General features: G+C 67.3%; 13 protein-coding genes and 1 pseudogene. 6 read left to right on the forward strand and 8 right to left on the reverse strand.

Annotation, left to right across the window (positions count from 1 at the left end):
* Nucleotides 1-455: 455 nt before the first annotated feature.
* From ACAM49_RS04875 to ACAM49_RS04890, 4 genes and pseudogenes are all read right to left on the reverse strand, one after another.
* Nucleotides 456-1,109, reverse strand: a complete 654-nt coding sequence (locus tag ACAM49_RS04875) for a lactate utilization protein C (protein WP_369634235.1) — start codon at nucleotides 1,107-1,109, stop codon at nucleotides 456-458.
* A pseudogene (locus ACAM49_RS04880) lies at nucleotides 1,106-2,541 on the reverse strand (LutB/LldF family L-lactate oxidation iron-sulfur protein). Before ACAM49_RS04880 ends, ACAM49_RS04875 begins: the two are co-directional and overlap by 4 nt.
* Nucleotides 2,538-3,326 carry a (Fe-S)-binding protein gene (locus ACAM49_RS04885; RefSeq protein ID WP_369634236.1) on the reverse strand — a complete coding sequence of 263 codons (789 nt, stop codon included), beginning with the start codon at nucleotides 3,324-3,326 and terminating at the stop codon, nucleotides 2,538-2,540. Before ACAM49_RS04885 ends, ACAM49_RS04880 begins: the two are co-directional and overlap by 4 nt.
* 19 nt (nucleotides 3,327-3,345) lie before the next feature.
* On the reverse strand, nucleotides 3,346-4,500 hold the full coding sequence (locus tag ACAM49_RS04890) for a nitrate/nitrite transporter (protein WP_369634237.1): 1,155 nt from the start codon (nucleotides 4,498-4,500) through the stop codon (nucleotides 3,346-3,348).
* A 128-nt stretch (nucleotides 4,501-4,628) separates the two neighbouring features.
* On the opposite strand from ACAM49_RS04890, the gene ACAM49_RS04895 reads away from it, so the two are divergent.
* The gene (locus ACAM49_RS04895; RefSeq protein WP_369634238.1) at nucleotides 4,629-6,233 is read left to right on the forward strand and encodes a PKD domain-containing protein; all 1,605 of its coding nucleotides are present in this window, start codon (nucleotides 4,629-4,631) and stop codon (nucleotides 6,231-6,233) included.
* Here ACAM49_RS04895 and ACAM49_RS04900 read toward each other — a convergent pair whose 3' ends face one another.
* Nucleotides 6,234-7,238 (reverse strand): TIGR03617 family F420-dependent LLM class oxidoreductase, encoded by a 1,005-nt coding sequence (locus ACAM49_RS04900; protein ID WP_369634239.1) that lies wholly within the window; start codon nucleotides 7,236-7,238, stop codon nucleotides 6,234-6,236.
* A 144-nt stretch (nucleotides 7,239-7,382) separates the two neighbouring features.
* Nucleotides 7,383-9,008, reverse strand: coding sequence for a GMC family oxidoreductase (locus ACAM49_RS04905; protein WP_369634240.1), 1,626 nt, complete (start codon nucleotides 9,006-9,008; stop codon nucleotides 7,383-7,385).
* A 275-nt stretch (nucleotides 9,009-9,283) separates the two neighbouring features.
* On the opposite strand from ACAM49_RS04905, the gene ACAM49_RS04910 reads away from it, so the two are divergent.
* Together ACAM49_RS04910 and ACAM49_RS04915 are read left to right on the forward strand one after the other, a co-directional pair.
* Nucleotides 9,284-10,516, forward strand: a complete 1,233-nt coding sequence (locus tag ACAM49_RS04910) for a cytochrome P450 (RefSeq protein WP_369634241.1) — start codon at nucleotides 9,284-9,286, stop codon at nucleotides 10,514-10,516.
* Between the two features lie 63 nt (nucleotides 10,517-10,579).
* Complete coding sequence (locus tag ACAM49_RS04915) at nucleotides 10,580-11,044, forward strand: glutathione peroxidase (protein WP_369634250.1); 465 nt, start codon at nucleotides 10,580-10,582, stop codon at nucleotides 11,042-11,044.
* On the opposite strand, the gene ACAM49_RS04920 is transcribed toward ACAM49_RS04915, so the two are convergent.
* Together ACAM49_RS04920 and ACAM49_RS04925 are read right to left on the reverse strand one after the other, a co-directional pair.
* Nucleotides 11,041-12,405 carry a cytochrome P450 gene (locus ACAM49_RS04920; RefSeq protein WP_369634242.1) on the reverse strand — a complete coding sequence of 455 codons (1,365 nt, stop codon included), beginning with the start codon at nucleotides 12,403-12,405 and terminating at the stop codon, nucleotides 11,041-11,043. The two genes, ACAM49_RS04915 and ACAM49_RS04920, sit on opposite strands and share 4 nt — an antisense overlap.
* Before the next feature lie 111 nt (nucleotides 12,406-12,516).
* A complete protein-coding gene (locus tag ACAM49_RS04925; RefSeq protein ID WP_369634251.1) occupies nucleotides 12,517-13,080 on the reverse strand; it encodes a TetR/AcrR family transcriptional regulator in 564 nt (187 codons plus the stop codon).
* 119 nt (nucleotides 13,081-13,199) lie between these two features.
* Here ACAM49_RS04925 and ACAM49_RS04930 point away from each other — a divergent pair, with 119 nt between their 5' ends.
* The 3 genes from ACAM49_RS04930 to ACAM49_RS04940 all read left to right on the forward strand — a co-directional run.
* Nucleotides 13,200-13,580 (forward strand): hypothetical protein, encoded by a 381-nt coding sequence (locus ACAM49_RS04930; RefSeq protein WP_369634243.1) that lies wholly within the window; start codon nucleotides 13,200-13,202, stop codon nucleotides 13,578-13,580.
* A 75-nt stretch (nucleotides 13,581-13,655) separates the two neighbouring features.
* Entirely contained in the window at nucleotides 13,656-15,197 is a 1,542-nt protein-coding gene (locus ACAM49_RS04935; RefSeq protein ID WP_369634244.1) for an FAD-dependent oxidoreductase, read from the forward strand.
* Nucleotides 15,198-15,229: 32 nt separating this feature from the next.
* Nucleotides 15,230-16,048, forward strand: an 819-nt coding sequence (locus ACAM49_RS04940) for a serine hydrolase domain-containing protein (RefSeq protein ID WP_369634245.1), incomplete at its 3' end; no start/stop codon positions are given.

Below are 16,048 nucleotides of genomic sequence, written 5' to 3' on the forward strand. Positions count from 1 at the left end.
CCACCAATAGATCAGGCAGGCCAGTACGAAGACGACCACTGTTTCCATCGTCGATCCCAATCTTCTTGGCGCTCTTGCCTTCCATGATGCCGTGCGGCGGGCGGCGGAGGCCACAAATCGGACGAACAAGATCGCTGATCGTTAGCTTGGGACGCAAAAACCCGCCGTATCCAACACCCCTCGTGGATGGATACAGCGGGTTCGCACCGGCCTGCCACCCCCTTCGCGGCAGGCCGGATCCCAATGTGAGTACCGGTTGGTTGGTTTGCTGTGGCCGACCCGCCACCCCTCGTAGACGGGTCGGCCCCAGCGTCCCCACCCCCGGATGGTGGCTCGTTGGGTCCGCCGGACTGTTCCGGCGTTGACACAAACGATGCCCAGCCGCGCTTGGCACGGCCTTAACAAGATCTTGTAATCATGAAAAGGCCAGGCAGCGCGGCATTTTCAAGAGCAATTCACTCGACCACGATGACCACCGATTGCCGGGGCCCGTGCACCCCCTGCACCCGGATCATCTCGATGTCCACCGTCGCCGACGGCCCGCTGAACCAGGTGAGCGGCCGGTGCGGATCCAGCACCCCGATCACCTCCGGCAGCGACGAGGCGATCTGCTCGGCCCGCACCACGCAGACGTGGCAGTCGGGCACCAGCGTCGGCGCGCGCCGACCCTGTCCGGGACCGCCGTCGAGCACCACCGTCCCCGAATCGGCAATGGCGGCAGCGCAATTGGTCACCACGGCATCCACAGCGTCGAGTTCGGTTGGGGACAACTGTGGATCATCGGAAACCACGCGATTCCCGGCCTCGGCGGCCCAGTCGGCCAGCCAGGCAGCGGGCAATCCGGCAGGGGCCACCACACTGTGCACGCCGTGCTCACGCAAAGCCGCCGCGATGGTCCCCGGCAGATCATCCCCGTGAATCCGATGCGATTGCGCCCCATAGTGTCTCAACCGCTCGACGAACAATGACGTCACCGCCGCCGGATCCCGCGCGTCGATTCCCGGTGCCTGCCGCAGATATTCGCGCGGCACCGTCGTGGTCCGCTGCTCGGCGGGCAGATCCGCGAGCGCCTCGCGAATGCGCGTCAGCACCGTCTCCCGCGCGCTCATCGCACCCCTCCATCGGTCCGCGCCCACCAGCTCCGGAACGATTCCTTGGGCACCGCCGGCACGAACCGGCTCTCCGTCCACCCCGAAAGCGGCGGCGGCAGATGCTTTTTCGGCGCCACCACCCCCGCGATGCCTGCAGCCTTCACCGCCGCCGCCCACGCGTGCGGGTGGTACATGACGCTCTCCACCGCGTCCAGCGCCGCCCGTTCCCCGCGATGCTTCACCTTGGCCGGTCCCTCGGCCACGTCGTGCCGCAGTTCCAGCAGATTCCCGACGATGTCGATCCGCACCGGGCACACCTCGTTGCACGCCCGCACAGTGACGACGCGTACGGCAGCGACGCCGTCTGTGCATCATCGGCTCCCTTGAGCAGCGGGTTCAGAATCGCGCCGATCGGACCCGGATACACCGACCCGTAGGTCTGCCCGCCGGTGCGCTCGTACACCGGGCAGATGTTCATGCACGCGCCACATCGAATGCAGCGCAACGCCTGTCGCCCCAGCCGATCGCCCAGCGCTCGCGTCCGCCCGTTGTCGACCAGCACCAGATGGAATTCGCGCGGCCCGTCCTGATCGGTGACCCCGGTCCAGCTCGACACGTACGGCGACATCCGTTCCCCGGTCGAACTGCGCGCCAGCAGTTGCAGGAACACCTCCAGGTCGCGCCAGGTCGGCACCACCTTCTCGATGCCCACCACCGAGATCAGCGTCTCGGGCAGTGTCAGGCACATGCGCCCGTTGCCCTCGGATTCCACCATGACCACGGTCCCGGTCTCGGCGACCAGGAAGTTCCCGCCGGTGATTCCGACCTTGGCGGCGAGGAACTTCTCGCGCAGATGCAGCCGCGCGGCATCGGCCAGTTCATTGGGATCGTCGGTGAGCCCGGCGGGGGCGGGCCGCCCGTGCTTGCCCATCTCGCGCGCGAAGATGTCGCGAATCTGCCCGCGGTTCAAGTGCATCGAGGGCACCACGATGTGCGAGGGCAGATCGTCGCCGAGCTGCAGGATGATCTCGGCGAGATCGGTTTCGCGGGCGTCGATTCCGGCGGCGCGCAGCGCGTCGTCGAGCCCGATCTCCTCGGTGAGCATGGATTTGGCCTTGACGATCTCGCGTTCCCCCGTGCGCCGCACGAGTTCGGTGACGATCAGGCAGGCCTCGGCGGCGTCCCGCGCCCAGTGCACCACGCCGCCCGCGGCCTCGACGGTGGACTCCAGCTGGATCAGATACGAGTCGAGATGGTGCAGCACGGTGTCCTTGATGGCGGCGGCACTGTCGCGCAGCTGCTGCCAGTCCGGCCGCTCCTCGACCAGCGCGTCCCGCTTCTGGCGAATGGTGTGCGTCGCCCGGTGCACATTGGCGCGCAACTGGGGATCCTTCGTCGATTTCGCGGCGGCCTTCGGGAACGGCGGCCACCCCACGAAACTCTTGCTCATGACGCGACTCCCGCCGCGACCACGGGTACGCCGGGCATCGGCCCGATCGGCCCGTCTGCCTGCGTCCGCGCCAGGATCTCGATCAGATGCATGCTCCGCACCGCGGTCCTGTCCTTGGCGAGCCGCCCGCCGATATTCATCAGGCACGAATTGTCCACGGCGGTAAGCACATCCGCGCCGGACTCCCGCACGTGCTGGGCCTTGTCCCCGTTCATCGCCCCCGACACCGCGCCGTTCTTCACCGAGAAGGTCCCGCCGAATCCACAGCACTCCGTGGCATTCGGCAGTTCCACCAGATCGATGCCCCGCACCGCCCGCAGCAGCATCAGCGGCCGCTCCCCGATCCGCTGGATCCGCAGCGAATGGCAGGTCGGGTGATAGGCGACCCGATGCGGGAAATACGCACCGGTGTCATGGATTCCGAGATCGTCGGTAATGAACTCGGTGATCTCCCGAATCTTCGGCAGGATCCGCTGGGTGTCCAGCGCCAGCTTCGAATCCCCGGTCGCCTCGGCGGCTTTCATGTAGAACTCGCGCGGCGCCTGCCCGCACGACGCCGACGGCATGATGATCCGGTCGTAGTCGCCGAGCACCTTCACGAAATGCCTTGCCAGCTTGGCGGTGTCGGCGCGATATCCGGTATTGCAGTGCATCTGCCCGCAGCAGCTCTGCGCCATCGGGAATTCCACCTCGACGCCCAGGCGCCGCAGCAGTTTCACCGCGGCCTGCCCGGTCCCGGGGTACAGCACGTCGTTGATGCAGGTGACGAAGAGGGCGGTGCGCATTCGTCTCCTTCCGGAGCGGTCAATCGCGAAGCTCGCGACCGATTTTCAGGGTGTAGAGCAGCACCGCCACCGCGGTCAGGGCGAGCAGGATGTAGCCGACGGTGTATTCGTCGGTGGCGCTGTAGACCAGGCCCATGACGAGCGGCGGGAAGTAGCCGCCGAGTCCGCCGGCCGCACCCACCAGGCCGGTGACCGTGCCGACCCGTGCCGGTTCCACCAGCTTGGCGATGAGCGCGAACACGCCGCCGGTGCCCAGGCCGAGGAAGAAGGCCATGAGTACCAGGCTCGCCCCGGCGGGGAATTCGGGTGCGGGCTCGAACGCCAGCACGATGGCCATGACGGCCGCGCCCGCGAACGACATGACCAGCACCTTGATCGGCCCGATCTTGTCCGAGAGCGTGCCGCCCAGCGGCCGGGCCAGCACGCCCGCGATGGAGAAGCCCGCGGTGCGCAGTCCGGCATCGGACTGCGAGAACTCGTAGACGTTCTTGAGCACGGTCGGCAGATAGGTGGAGAACGCCACGAACCCGCCGAAGGCCAGCGCGTAGAGGATCGACCCTTCCCAGGTGGCCTTGAGTTTCAACGCGTCCACGATGCGCGGCAGCGCGGGCTCGGTGGCCGGTGTCCACTGCGGCGAGTTGCGGCTGAACAGCCACATGACCGCGCCCAGGATCGCCAGCGCGATGGCCATCAGCACGTGCGTCTGCGCCCGGCCGAGATGGTCGACCAGGCGCGGGGTGAGCAGCGCCGAGAGCGCGGTGCCGCCCATGCCCAGGCCGAACATGCCGGTGGCGAAGCCGCGCCGGGCCGGTTCGAACCAGGAGTTCACGAACGGCACGCCGACGGCGAACGAGGTGCCGGGGATGCCCAGGAAGAATCCCCAGATGATCAGCGCCACAAAGGAATTCGACCAACCCACCAGTAGCGTCGGGATGATCGAGACGAACGCGATGACGGTGAACATGAGTCGCCCGCCGAACTTGTCGGTGAGCACGCCCACCGGAATCCGGCCCAGCGACCCGACCAGGACCGGGGTGGCGACCAGCAGCGATTGCTGCCCGGGCGAGAGCCCCAGATCCTTGGTGTAGCTGCTCGATAGCGGACCAACGAGATTCCACGCCCAGAAGGTGAGGGCGAAGGCCAGTGTTGCGAGTGTCAGATTTCTCGCGTTCATCCCCTTTGTCTAGCAGATATGCAGGTAGAACGGACTAAATTCGGCCATTTCGGCGTGCCCGGCGCGCCCCTCCGGCGACCCGTCCGCACCATGTCTGCTGTCAGATTGCGGAACCCCAGGAGGAGCATGTGAAGTTGTGGCGATCCCGGCAGTGTCGTGCGGCCTTGCTGCCGACCCTGGCGGGTGCGATCGCGGTGGCCGGAACGGTGGCGCAAGCCCAGGCCGACCCACTAGGCGACCTACCCCGGATATCGGACCTACCCCTGATCCTCGACGTCAGCACCCCGCACGACGGGCCCTGCACCGGCGCGCTACACGGCACCACCGCCGTCTATCTACCGCCGGGCGTGCCCGAGCACGCCGAGGTGGAATGGCGAATCCTGGGCGGCGGCCAGCCGATTCGCAGCGGCATCACGGTGGTGCAGAACGAGGTGATGACCGTCGGCTTCGACATCCCCCGCGACGAGCTACCCCCCGACGGCCTGCTCCGGGTGGACGCCCGCGCCCGGGTCCCCGGCGGTGACATCGGCGAGTACGGCAAGCCCTGGAACTTCCGGGTGAATCGGGAATGCGCTCCGCTGCATGTGGTTTCGGTCGGCGACTCGGTGCTGTGGGGACAGAGCCTGGACCAGGACCGGACCTTCGCGGGACTGTTCGCCGAGGCGCTGGGCGCCCGCACCGGCCGCACCGCGCACCTGCACGACTACACCGTCTCGGGCGCGACCCTCGACTCCCCGGCCGCCCGCGCGAACGGCTCCTGCCCCGGCGGTGACGACGCCACCCTAGATGTGTTCTGTCAGCTCGAACAGGCCGCGGCCGACGCCGCCGCCAACGGCTACCGCATCGATCTGGTCCTCCTGGACGGCTGCCTCAACGATCTGGATCCCTTCTTCGGAATTCCCGTCGGCGTCACCCCCGGCACCCAGGACCTGGCCGCCGCGGTGCGCCGCGAATGCGGCGGCGTGGGCGCGGAATCGGCGAATCCGGCCGCCGCCGTGCCCTACTTCAGCGGGGCCAAACTCGGTTACGGCGGGCGCGGCATGCGCGAGGCCATGCAGGCCGCGCACGAGCTGCCCGGTGCGCCGAAGGTCCTGGTGGGCGACTACTTCCACGGCTACGACGCGGGCCGGGTGCCGCAGGGGCTGACCCAGCGCTGGTCGGAATTCGTGCGGCTGTCCGCGGAGGTGTTCCGGCAGGCCGCCACCGACGTCAATACCGCCGCGGGCGAGGTCTTCGCGGCCGCCGCCGACGGCCTGTTCACCCAGGACGCCGTGCAGACCGGGGATCGCCGCCCGGCCATGAATCCGCTGGGCGACGAGGCGGTCTCGCTGCGCCAGCTGGCGTGCACGCAGCCCGGCGAGCTGCCGCAGTGCATGACCGTCGCGGCCGCCGCCCTCCCCGATCTGGACGGCGCGCGCACCTACGCCGCGGCCTTCCTGATGAACACGCATCTCGCCGACTGGTTCGGCGGCGGCGCGGCGCCCGGCGGCTTCACCGCCTCCCGGATGTCCACCCACCCGGGCACCCCGGTCGCCTTCGACGCGGCCAAGGCGGGCACCGCGATCCGGCAGTACGACTGGTACTTCGGCGACGGCACGCACGAGACCACCGCCGACGCCGCCACCTCCCACGTCTACAACGGCCAGGGCCCGAACCTGCCGCGCCTGGTGGTCACGGATATGACCGGCCACCGCAGCCTGTTCGAACTCGACCATCCGATCATGGTGGGCTGATCACGAATGCAGCTCGGCGACCAGGTCGGCGATCGCGGTATCGGCGACCTGGTAGCCCGGAAAATAGCAGCAGACGCGAGAAGCCTTGTCGCCGAATCGGGTTCGAATCTGCCGTGCGCACTCGCCCGGCGTCCCGCTGACCGTCAACGCATCGACCATCGAATCGTCGATCAGCCCCGCCATCTCCCGCCACCGCCCCTGCTTGGACAGCAGATTCAGCTCGGGCTGCAGCTCACCCCATCCCTCGACATCCAACACCGGCCGATAGGACGGCGTGGAACCGTAGAAGGCCAGCAGATTCCGCACCGCCGCGCGCGCCGTCGTCAACTCTTTATCCGAATCACCCATGGCCACAATGGCTTCCACGATGATCTGGAACGGCCGCTCCGACCCGGCCAGCCCCTTCTCCACCGCCGGCAGGGTCCGCTCCCGGAAATGCCGCTCGGTATTGAACGGCATCACCAGCAGTCCATCCGCCACCCGCGCCGCCATCTCGGTCATCCGCGGCCCGAGCGCCCCGACCAGAACCGGCGGCGCCCCAAAGGGATTCGGCCCCGGAACGAACTGCGGCGGCATCAGCGTGTGCTGCCAGAACCGGCCGCGATAGTCCAGCCGTTCCCCCTCCTGCCACGCCCGCAGGATCGCCTGCACCGCGAGCACGGTGTCGCGCATCCGCTCCACCGGCTCCGACCAGACACTGCCGTACCGGCGTTCGATGTGCGCCCGGATCTGACTGCCCAGCCCGAGCCGGAACCGCCCGCCCGACAACGCCTGCAGATCCCACGCCGTATGCGCGAGATGCATCGGGCTGCGCGGGAATGCCATCGCGACGTTCGTCATGATGTCGACCCCGGCGGTCGCCGCCAGGCTCAGCGGCAGGAAGACATCGTGCGCACCCTCGAAGGTGAATACGCCGTCCACGCCGAGCTCACGCAATTGCGCTGCACGCGAGGCGGAGTCGCCCAGCGGCGCGTTCAGCCAGATATCGACAGGCAGGGACGCCATGACTCCTCCTGAGGAAATACAACAGCCCCGGGCCGAGAGGTAGCGAGGCCCGGGGCTGTCCGGGTTAGCGGTGGTCGTGAGCCGCTAACCCGTGCGGCGGAGCTACCAGGGAAGTAGCAGTACTCCTCCGCAGGTCCTTACGAATCAGTTGATGAACTCGGCGGCCTTCTCGCCGATCATGTAGCTCGGCGCGTTGGTGTTGCCGCCGGTGATGCTCGGCATGATCGATGCATCCGCCACGCGCAGTCCCTCAACTCCGAGCACCTTCAGCGTCGGATCGACCACGGCCCGCTCGTCCACGCCCATCCGGCAGGTGCCGACCGGGTGGTAGATCGAGTGCACGCGGTTGGGCAGCTCGGCACGCAGCGCCGACTCGTCCATCAGCGCGGGCCCGGGGGCCAGCTCCTCGGTCCAGTCGCTCGCGATGCTCTTGTGCGCCATGATCTCCCGGATCATCCGGATGCCCTCGACGAGGAATTCGGTGTCGCGGGGGTCGCTCAGGTAGCCCGGGTCGATCAGCGGCGAGGCGAACGGATCGGCGGAGGCCAGCTTCATCTCGCCGCGGCTCTTCGGGTAGATGAGGCTGGGGAAGATGGTGAAGCCGGGGCGGCGATCGACCAGGTGCAGCTTGTCCTCGTCCTGGTTGGGGATGGGGTAGCTCCACGGCAGGGTGTGGATCTGCATGTCCGGGTAGTCGCCCTCGGCGAACTTGGTCTTGACGAAGCCGCACGCCTCGAAGACGGTGCGCCCCATCCACGAACTGCCCGGGCGGCGCAGCTCCTGCAGGATGCCGCTCGCGAAGTGGGTCGGAATACCGCGGTGGATGGCCTTTTTCGAGATGAAGGTCATGGGCACGAACAGGTGGTCGTGCAGGTTCTGGCCGACGGGCAGATCGGCGACCACCTCGATGCCGTGCTCACGCAGATGCGCGGCCGGGCCGATGCCCGAGAGCATGAGGATCTGCGGCGAGCCGATGACACCGCCGGAGACGATGACCTCCTTGCCGGCCCGCACCACCCGGCGGGTGCCGTTCTTCTCCACGATCTCGACGCCGGTGGCGCGCCCGTTCTCGATCACCACGCGGGTGACGTGCGCGTGGGTGATCACGGTCAGGTTGGAGTTCGGCATATCGGTGATGAAGCCGCGAGAGGAGCTGTAGCGCAGGCCGTTTCGCACGGACTGCTGGAAGATCGAGATGCCCTCCTGCGATTCGCCGTTGTAGTCCTCGATGATCGGCGCGCCGAGCGTATCGGCGGCGGCGGTCATGAACTCGTGGGCGATCGGGGTGAGGTCCTGCTGACGGGTGACCTCGATGGGGCCGCCGGTGGCGCGGTAGTCGTTCGCGCCGTCCTGCCAGTTCTCCAGGCGCTTGTAGGCGGGCAGCACGTCGTCGTAGCTCCAGCCGGTATTGCCCTCGGCGGCCCAGGAATCGAAGTTGGCCCGGTTGCCGCGCACGTAGAGCATGCCGTTGACGGAGCTGGAGCCGCCGAGCACCTTGCCGCGCGTCATCGGGATCCGGCGGTCGTTGGCGTGCTTCTGCGGGATGGAGAACTGCTTCCAGGTCACGCGCTTCTTCAGCTGCGGAACCGTGTGCACCATGCTGATCGCGCCCGGCATGGTGACCATGCGGGTGTTGTCCTTGCGTCCGGCCTCCAACAGGATGACCCGCGCGCCGCGCTCGGCGAGACGTCCCGCCACGACAGCGCCGGCGCTGCCCGCGCCTACGACGACGTAATCGGCCTCGTTCGTGGAGCCCGGGGAAGCGGTCATATCAGTTACCTCATCTTCGAGTGTGCCTGGCATCACTGTAGAACAAGTTCTAGTCTGCCGACACGCTGGACGCAATGTCCAGTTACAAGATCCAATCATGCCTCACTGAACATGTTTCAGAACGAGCGCTGCGCGGCGAGGGTCGCGCGGGCGCGCGGGAACTGGCTGGGACGAGTGGCTGGAAACGCTGCCCAGCCGCAGGTCGGCATGGTTCAATCGGTGTGAAACACGTTCCAATTTCGTGATCATAGCGGCACCTTGCCCGAGGAGGAACAGTGTCTGTTCCGTCATTACCGGCCGGCTTCGATTTCACCGACCCCGGACTCTGGGCCGACCATAGTCCCGCCGAGGAGTTCGCCTTGCTCCGGCGCACCGCACCTATCTGGTGGAATGCGCAGACCCCCGAGCAGGCCGCGCCCATGGACGACGACGGCTACTGGGTCATCACCCGGCACGAGGACGTCAAGGAGATATCCCGCAGACCGGAACTCTGGTCCTCGAATCGCAAGGGCTCCATCATCCGAATGCCCGCCGACTCGCTGCCCGAACAACTCGAGCTCGGCCGCGAGGCGCTGCTGGTCAATATGGATCCGCCCAAGCACACCAAGATTCGGCGAATCGTCTCCAAGGGATTCACCCCGCGCGCCATCGAGGGCCTGCGCGCGGCGCTCACCGCGCGCGCGGAAAAGATTGTGCGGGAGGCGAAGGCGACCGGCGGCGGCGATTTCGTCGAGCAGGTGGCCTGCGAACTGCCGCTGCAGGCCATCGCGGAACTGCTGGGCGTGCCGCAGGACGATCGGCACAAGCTGTTCACGTGGTCGAATCAGCTGCTGAACTATGACGATCCGGAATTCGCCGGGCAGAATATGACCGCCAACGCCGAGCTGCTCGGATACGCCTACAACATGGCCGAACAGCGGCGCGCCTGCCCGGCCGACGATATCGTCAGCCAGCTGGTGAACGCCGATCTCGACGGCGAGGCACTGGGTTCCGACGAATTCGGGTTCTTCGTCATCCTGCTGTCGGTGGCGGGCAACGAGACCACCCGCAATGCCATCAGTCACGGCATGAAGGCGTTCGTGGACAATCCTGACCAGTGGAAGCTGTATCGGGAACAGCGCCCGCGCACCGCGCCGGATGAAATCGTGCGGTGGGCGACGCCGGTGGTGGCGTTCCAGCGCACGGCCGTGCAGGACACCGAAATCGGCGGGCAGGCCATTCGCGAGGGACAGCGCGTCGGATTGTTCTACAGCTCCGCCAATTTCGACGAGGAGGTGTTCGAGGATCCGTTCACCTTCGATGTGTTCCGCGATCCCAATCCGCATGTCGGATTCGGCGGCACCGGAAACCACTTCTGCGTCGGCGCGAATCTGGCGCGGCTCGAGATCGATCTCATCTTCAACGCCATTGCCGATGCCATGCCGGAAATCACCGAGGTCGAGCCGCCGCAGCGATTGCGGTCGGGGTGGATCAACGGGATCAAGCATTGGCGGGTGAGCTACTCCTGAACCGACGACCCCGTCGAACCCGTTCTACTATTCGTGGTTGTGACCGATATTCGCGAGATTTCGCTGCGCACCCTGTCCGATGAGCCCACCACGCTGGCCGAACTGGCCGGCGACAAGGTCGTGCTGCTGGTCAACGTGGCCTCCAAGTGCGGGCTGACCCCGCAGTACGCGGGCCTGGTCGAGCTGCAGCAGACCTACGGGCCGAAGGGGTTCACCGTCGTCGGCGTGCCGAGCAACCAGTTCATGGGGCAGGAGCCGGGAACGGCCGAGGAGATCGCCGAATTCTGTTCCACCACTTACGGTGTGGACTTCCCGCTGCTGGAGAAGTCCGATGTGAACGGCGAGGGGCGGATCCCGCTGTACACGGAGCTGACCGCCACCGCCGACGCGGCCGGTGAGGCCGGAGACATCCAGTGGAACTTCGAGAAGTTCCTGATCGGGCGGGACGGCTCGGTGCTGGGTCGTTTCCGTCCGCGCACCGAGCCGAAGGATCCGGCCGTGATCGACGCGATCGAGGCCGCGCTCTAGTCGACCGCGGGCCGTGCGCGGCGGCGATACCGCACCGCGCACGGCTGCTGCAGCTGCACGACCATCTTCGAGTGGTCGTTGCGGTAGCTGTCCGACGGCTGCGCCAGCTCGAATTCCCAGTCCCGCAACAGGATCGAGAAGATCGCCTTGAGCTGCATCAGCGCGAAGGCCGCGCCGACGCACCGGTGGCGGCCCGCGCCGAAGGGTATCCAGTTCCAGCGGTTGGCCAGGTCCTCCTGGTTGGGGTCCAGGTAGCGGCCCGGGTCGAAGCGCTCCGGATCCGGGAAGGCCTCCGGAATCCGGTTGGAGACGGCGGGACTCGCGGCCACCAGGTCGCCGGGATCGATGCGGTGGCCGCAGACCTCGAACTCCTCGCGGGCGACGCGCATGAGGATGATCAGGGGCGGGTGCAGGCGCAGCGCCTCCTTCAGGACCGCTTCCAGATTCGGAATCTGGCGCAGCGCATGGAAACTCACGTCCGAGCCGTCGGCGTAGAGGGTGTCCAGCTCGGTGACGACGTTCGCCAGCACGTCCGGATGCCTGAGTAGTTCGATGATCGTCCAGGCCGCGGTGCCCGAGGTGGTGTGGTGGCCCGCGAACATCATCGAGATGAAGATGCCGGTGATCTCGCTGGCCGAGAAACGCGGCTTGCCGTTCTCGTCGTTCACCGACACCAGCACGTCGAGCATGTCGCGATCGTCCTTGCCCCGCGGCGGATTCGCGAGCCGCCCGGCCATGATGTGCCGGACCAGCTTCACCAGCTCCCAGCGCGCCTCGTCGCGGCGGCGGAAGCTCTCGATGGGCGCGTAGGGGTCGACGTAGCAGTAGGCGTCGGTGCCGCGCTCCAGCTCGTGGTACAGGTGCGCGAAGCGGTCGTCGAGCTCCTCGCGGAACTTGGTGCCGATCAGGCAGGCCGAGGACGTGTAAATGGTGAGTTCGGCGAAGAATTCGAGCAGATCGATCTCGCCCGCATCGCCCCAGCGGGCCAGCATGCGGTCGACCTCGCGGGCGATGGTGGTGGCGTGGCCGCGCATCTGCTCCGCGCGCAGCGCGGTGTTGTGCAGCATCTCCTTGCGCCGCTCGGGCGGGGCGTCGAAGACCACGCCCTCGCCGAAGATGGGCTTCATGAACGGATACGCCGCGGCCTGATCCAGCTCGTCGTCGCCGGCTCTGAAGAAGAACTCGTTGGCCTGCGCGCCGGTCAGCAGGATGACATCGCGATCCGCCAATCGGAACGAGCCGATATCGCCGCATTCCTCGCGCACCCGCGCCATCAGGGCGATGGGATCGGTGCGGAACTCCTCGAGGTGGCCGTGCTCATGCTCGCCACCGGATACCGCGCGCGGTTTGACCAGGGTCATCTGTGACCTCCCGGGTAGACACCTGTCCAGACGGTACTACGGAAGTCATTGCACGGCAAGGGATCTGGCGGAATCGCGAGTTATCGGGAATGGAAAAACCGGAGTCGAAATTCAACTGCGCAGGATGCGCAGCGCGGCCTTTTCCATACGCTCGGCAATTTCGGCGTAGGACGCGTATCCCATGCCCGCGCGGACCAGCGCACCGGCGTAGATCATTTCGAGGGTTTCCACGAGTTCGGGATCGGAGTCGCTGCCGAGCGCGTCGATCAGGCGGACCCGAATCTCGCCGCCGATCCGCAGGCGCAGATGCGCCACATCGGGATCGGTGCCGAGCAGTGCCGCGGTCACCGCGCCCGCGAGGGTCGGCTCGTCGGCCATCAGCATGGCGATCTGGCGCAGTACGGCCAGGACTCGGGCGGTGGCATCCGACTCGTCGTCGCGGGGCGCCTCGGTCGCGGCCAGCCGCCGCCAGAACATCTCCGCGACCAGGTGTTCCTTCGAGCTGAAATAGGTGTAGGCGGTAGCCGTACCGACTCCGGCCTGGGCCGCGACCATGCGCACGGTCAGCCCGGCGAAGCCCTCCTTGGACAGCACATCCATTGCCGCGCGCGTCAGCTTGTCCACCGTGTCGGCCTGCTTCTCGGTGAGGCGCCGACGCGTGGCCTCCATGCTCACCGCTGAGCGGGCGGAATGGGGATCAGACACGTGTCCGGATGCTACTATGGTCGGGCTCGTAGAGCAACTCGCGGTATAGGGAATCCGCATGAATGAGCGGGCGGGAGAAAGGCTTTCGAATGGCGTCTCCCTCGCTGGTCGTCACCGTGCGCGAATTGTCGGCACTCCCAGAGCAAATCGAGAAGTCCGTGCGGCCGTATGTCGGAAATGGCGTGGTGCTGGAAGTCGGCGCGGGGCCGGATCCGGCCGATATGAATACCTACCTGGACACCGTCCGCACCTGGCGAACCCCGGTCCGGCTGCTACTGATCACCATCCCGGACGGCGCCGCGGCCGATCGCGCCTACGACGACTGGGTTCATTGGATCGCGGGCGGCGGTCTGCTGGCGATCCGGGACAACCCGCCGCTGCACGGGCGAGCGGTGGCGAGCGGAAAGTTCCGCGAGCTGCCCACGCCCGACGACCTCCGGATTCTGCAGCGCGTCGCCGCGTGCAATTAGGTCGTGTCGTCCGCCGCAAGTGGCGCGCAAGGCGATGCAAGGTCCGAGCAATCGTGGACCGGCACAGTGCTTCTCATGAACGAGATGCGCGATGTGGTGGTGGTCGGGGCCGGGCCGGTCGGCTTGATGCTGGCGTGCGAGCTGCGGCTGGCGGGTGTGGACGTGCTGGTGGTCGAACGGCTCACCGAGATCGACCAGACCGTCAAGGCGGGTGCGATCAATGTGCCCACCGCCCAGGCTTTCGACCGGCGCGGTCTGCTGCCGGACCTGGTTGCCGTGCAGGAGGCCGCTCTGGAGCGATTCCGCCAGTTCCTGGGTGACACGGGGAAGTCCATGCCGGTCCGTACGAATGAGCGCCGCCCGGCCGTAGGACATTTCGCGGGCATCATGGTCGATCCGAATCGGATCGATTTCGAGGATGCCGCTTTCGCGGAGATCGGTCCGGCCGGTGAGGCATTCCTGGTTTCGCAGCAGGCCATCGAGACGATCCTGGCGCGGCGGGCCGTCGAGCTGGGCGTGGAGATCCGGCGCGGTGTCGAGGTGGCCGGTTTCGACGACGACGGCATCGGTGTCACCGTCGATTGCGGTGATCGGATCGTGCGTACCGGCTGGCTGGTCGGCTGTGACGGTGGTCGGAGCCTGGTTCGCAAGCTCGCCGAATTCGATTTCCCGGGAGTCGATCCCGAGATCACCGGTCGGCAGGCGTTGGTGGAGATGACCGGGGCGGAGGGGCTCGAACCCGGTTGGCACACGACGCCCACCGGCATCTACACGTACGGTCCGGTGCCCGGACGCTTCCTCACCGTCGAACTCGACGGTCCGCCCGCCGACCGGAACGCCGCCATCACCGCCGAAGAGCTGGAAGCCAGTCTGCGCCGGGTCTCGGGCGCGGATGTTCGTATCACCAAGGTCATTTCGGCGACCCGCTTCACCGACAACACGCGCCAGGCCACCGACTACCGCAAGGGGCGGGTGCTGCTGGCGGGCGATGCCGCGCACGTGCATTCGCCGTTCGGTGGCCAGGGCCTCAACCTCGGCATCGGTGACGCGGTGAATCTCGGCTGGAAGCTCGCCGCCGTGGTGGCGGGGTGGGCGCCGGAGGATCTGCTCGACACGTACACCTCCGAACGTCATCCGATCGGTGAGTGGGTGCTGGAGTGGACGCGCGCGCAGATCGCGATCATGCGCACCGACCCGCGCAGCCGGGCCATGCGTGCGGTCACCGAGGAACTCCTGGGCAGCCGCGATGGCGCGACGATGATCTTCAAGAAGATCTCCGGTGTACTGCACCGGTATGACCTGGGCGGCGGCCATTCCCGTACCGGCGCACCGGTTCCCGATCTCGAGCTGTCCGACGGTACCCGCGTGGCCGAGCACTTCGGCAGTGGGAAGGCGGTGCTGTTCGACCTCGCCGACTCCTCGGCACTGCGTGACCGCGTTTCCGCATGGGGTGATCGTGTTCGCGTCGTCACGGCGAAGCTCGCTGAGGCACAGTCGCTCTCGGCCATGCTCGTGCGACCGGACGGCTGTGTCGCCTGGGCCGCCGACGACGGCGATCTCGACGGCCTCGAACTTGCGCTGACCCGCTGGTTCGGTGCGCCCGTCCGCGACTTCTGATACTCGATCAACCAATAGCTCAGAGAGACATCATGATTCAGAACCTGCTCGACGGACTCGTGAATTCCGGCCAGGAAACCGGCATTCAGGTAGCTGCCTACGTGAACGGGGAACTCGCGATCGACGCGTACGCCGGCGTGGCCGACACCGCCACCGGCTGGGCGGTGGACGGCGACACCTTGTTCCCCTCGTTCTCGACGGGCAAGGGCATCGCCGGCCTGGTCGTCGCCACGCTGGTGGAGCGCGGCGTGCTCGACTACGCCGCGCCGGTTGCCAAGTACTGGCCCGAATTCGGCGTGCGCGGAAAGGAATCGGTCACCGTCGGCCAGGTCCTCACTCATTCGGCGGGCCTTCCCTACCTGCCCGCGGAGATCACCGTCGAGCAGTTCACCGACGTCGCCGGGGTCACCTCTTGGCTGGCCGAACAACGCCCCGAATGGGAACCCGGCACCGCCACCGGCTACCACGGCTGGACCTACGGACACCTCGTCGCCGAAATCGTGTACCGCGCAACCGGTCGACCCATCGACGCGGTCCTCGACGAGATCACCGCTCCGCTGGGTATCTCCGGCGACCTGTATTTCGCTGTGCCCGAGGATGTCCGGGTCGCCACCCTCTACGACGGAAACTGGTCCGCGGTGTTGAACCACATGCCCCCGGCCTTCCACCGCGTCGCCCCACCCGCCGTGGCCCCGGTCGCCGACTTCGCCAACCGCCCCGAAATCCGGCGCCTCGCCGTCCCCGCCTCCGCCACGGTCACCGCCCGAGGCGCGGCCCGCCTCTACGCCGCCGCCCTCTCCGGCGAACTCCTGACCCCCGACACCCTCCGCGCCGCCACCACCGTGCGCACC

The sequence above is a fragment of the Nocardia sp. JMUB6875 genome (assembly GCF_041154655.1).
In the GTDB taxonomy this organism is placed as follows: domain Bacteria; phylum Actinomycetota; class Actinomycetes; order Mycobacteriales; family Mycobacteriaceae; genus Nocardia.

What these genes read in the sequence shown, in the direction of transcription:
- ACAM49_RS04905 (WP_369634240.1), bottom strand. Translation starts at nt 9,008, where the DNA reads ATGACCGCTTCCCCGGGCTCCACGAACGAGGCCGATTACGTCGTCGTA.
- ACAM49_RS04885 (WP_369634236.1), bottom strand. Translation starts at nt 3,326, where the DNA reads ATGCGCACCGCCCTCTTCGTCACCTGCATCAACGACGTGCTGTACCCC.
- ACAM49_RS04890 (WP_369634237.1), bottom strand. Translation starts at nt 4,500, where the DNA reads ATGAACGCGAGAAATCTGACACTCGCAACACTGGCCTTCGCCCTCACC.
- ACAM49_RS04920 (WP_369634242.1), bottom strand. Translation starts at nt 12,405, where the DNA reads ATGACCCTGGTCAAACCGCGCGCGGTATCCGGTGGCGAGCATGAGCAC.
- ACAM49_RS04935 (WP_369634244.1), top strand. Translation starts at nt 13,656, where the DNA reads ATGAACGAGATGCGCGATGTGGTGGTGGTCGGGGCCGGGCCGGTCGGC.
- ACAM49_RS04930 (WP_369634243.1), top strand. Translation starts at nt 13,200, where the DNA reads ATGGCGTCTCCCTCGCTGGTCGTCACCGTGCGCGAATTGTCGGCACTC.
- ACAM49_RS04900 (WP_369634239.1), bottom strand. Translation starts at nt 7,238, where the DNA reads ATGGCGTCCCTGCCTGTCGATATCTGGCTGAACGCGCCGCTGGGCGAC.
- ACAM49_RS04875 (WP_369634235.1), bottom strand. Translation starts at nt 1,109, where the DNA reads ATGAGCGCGCGGGAGACGGTGCTGACGCGCATTCGCGAGGCGCTCGCG.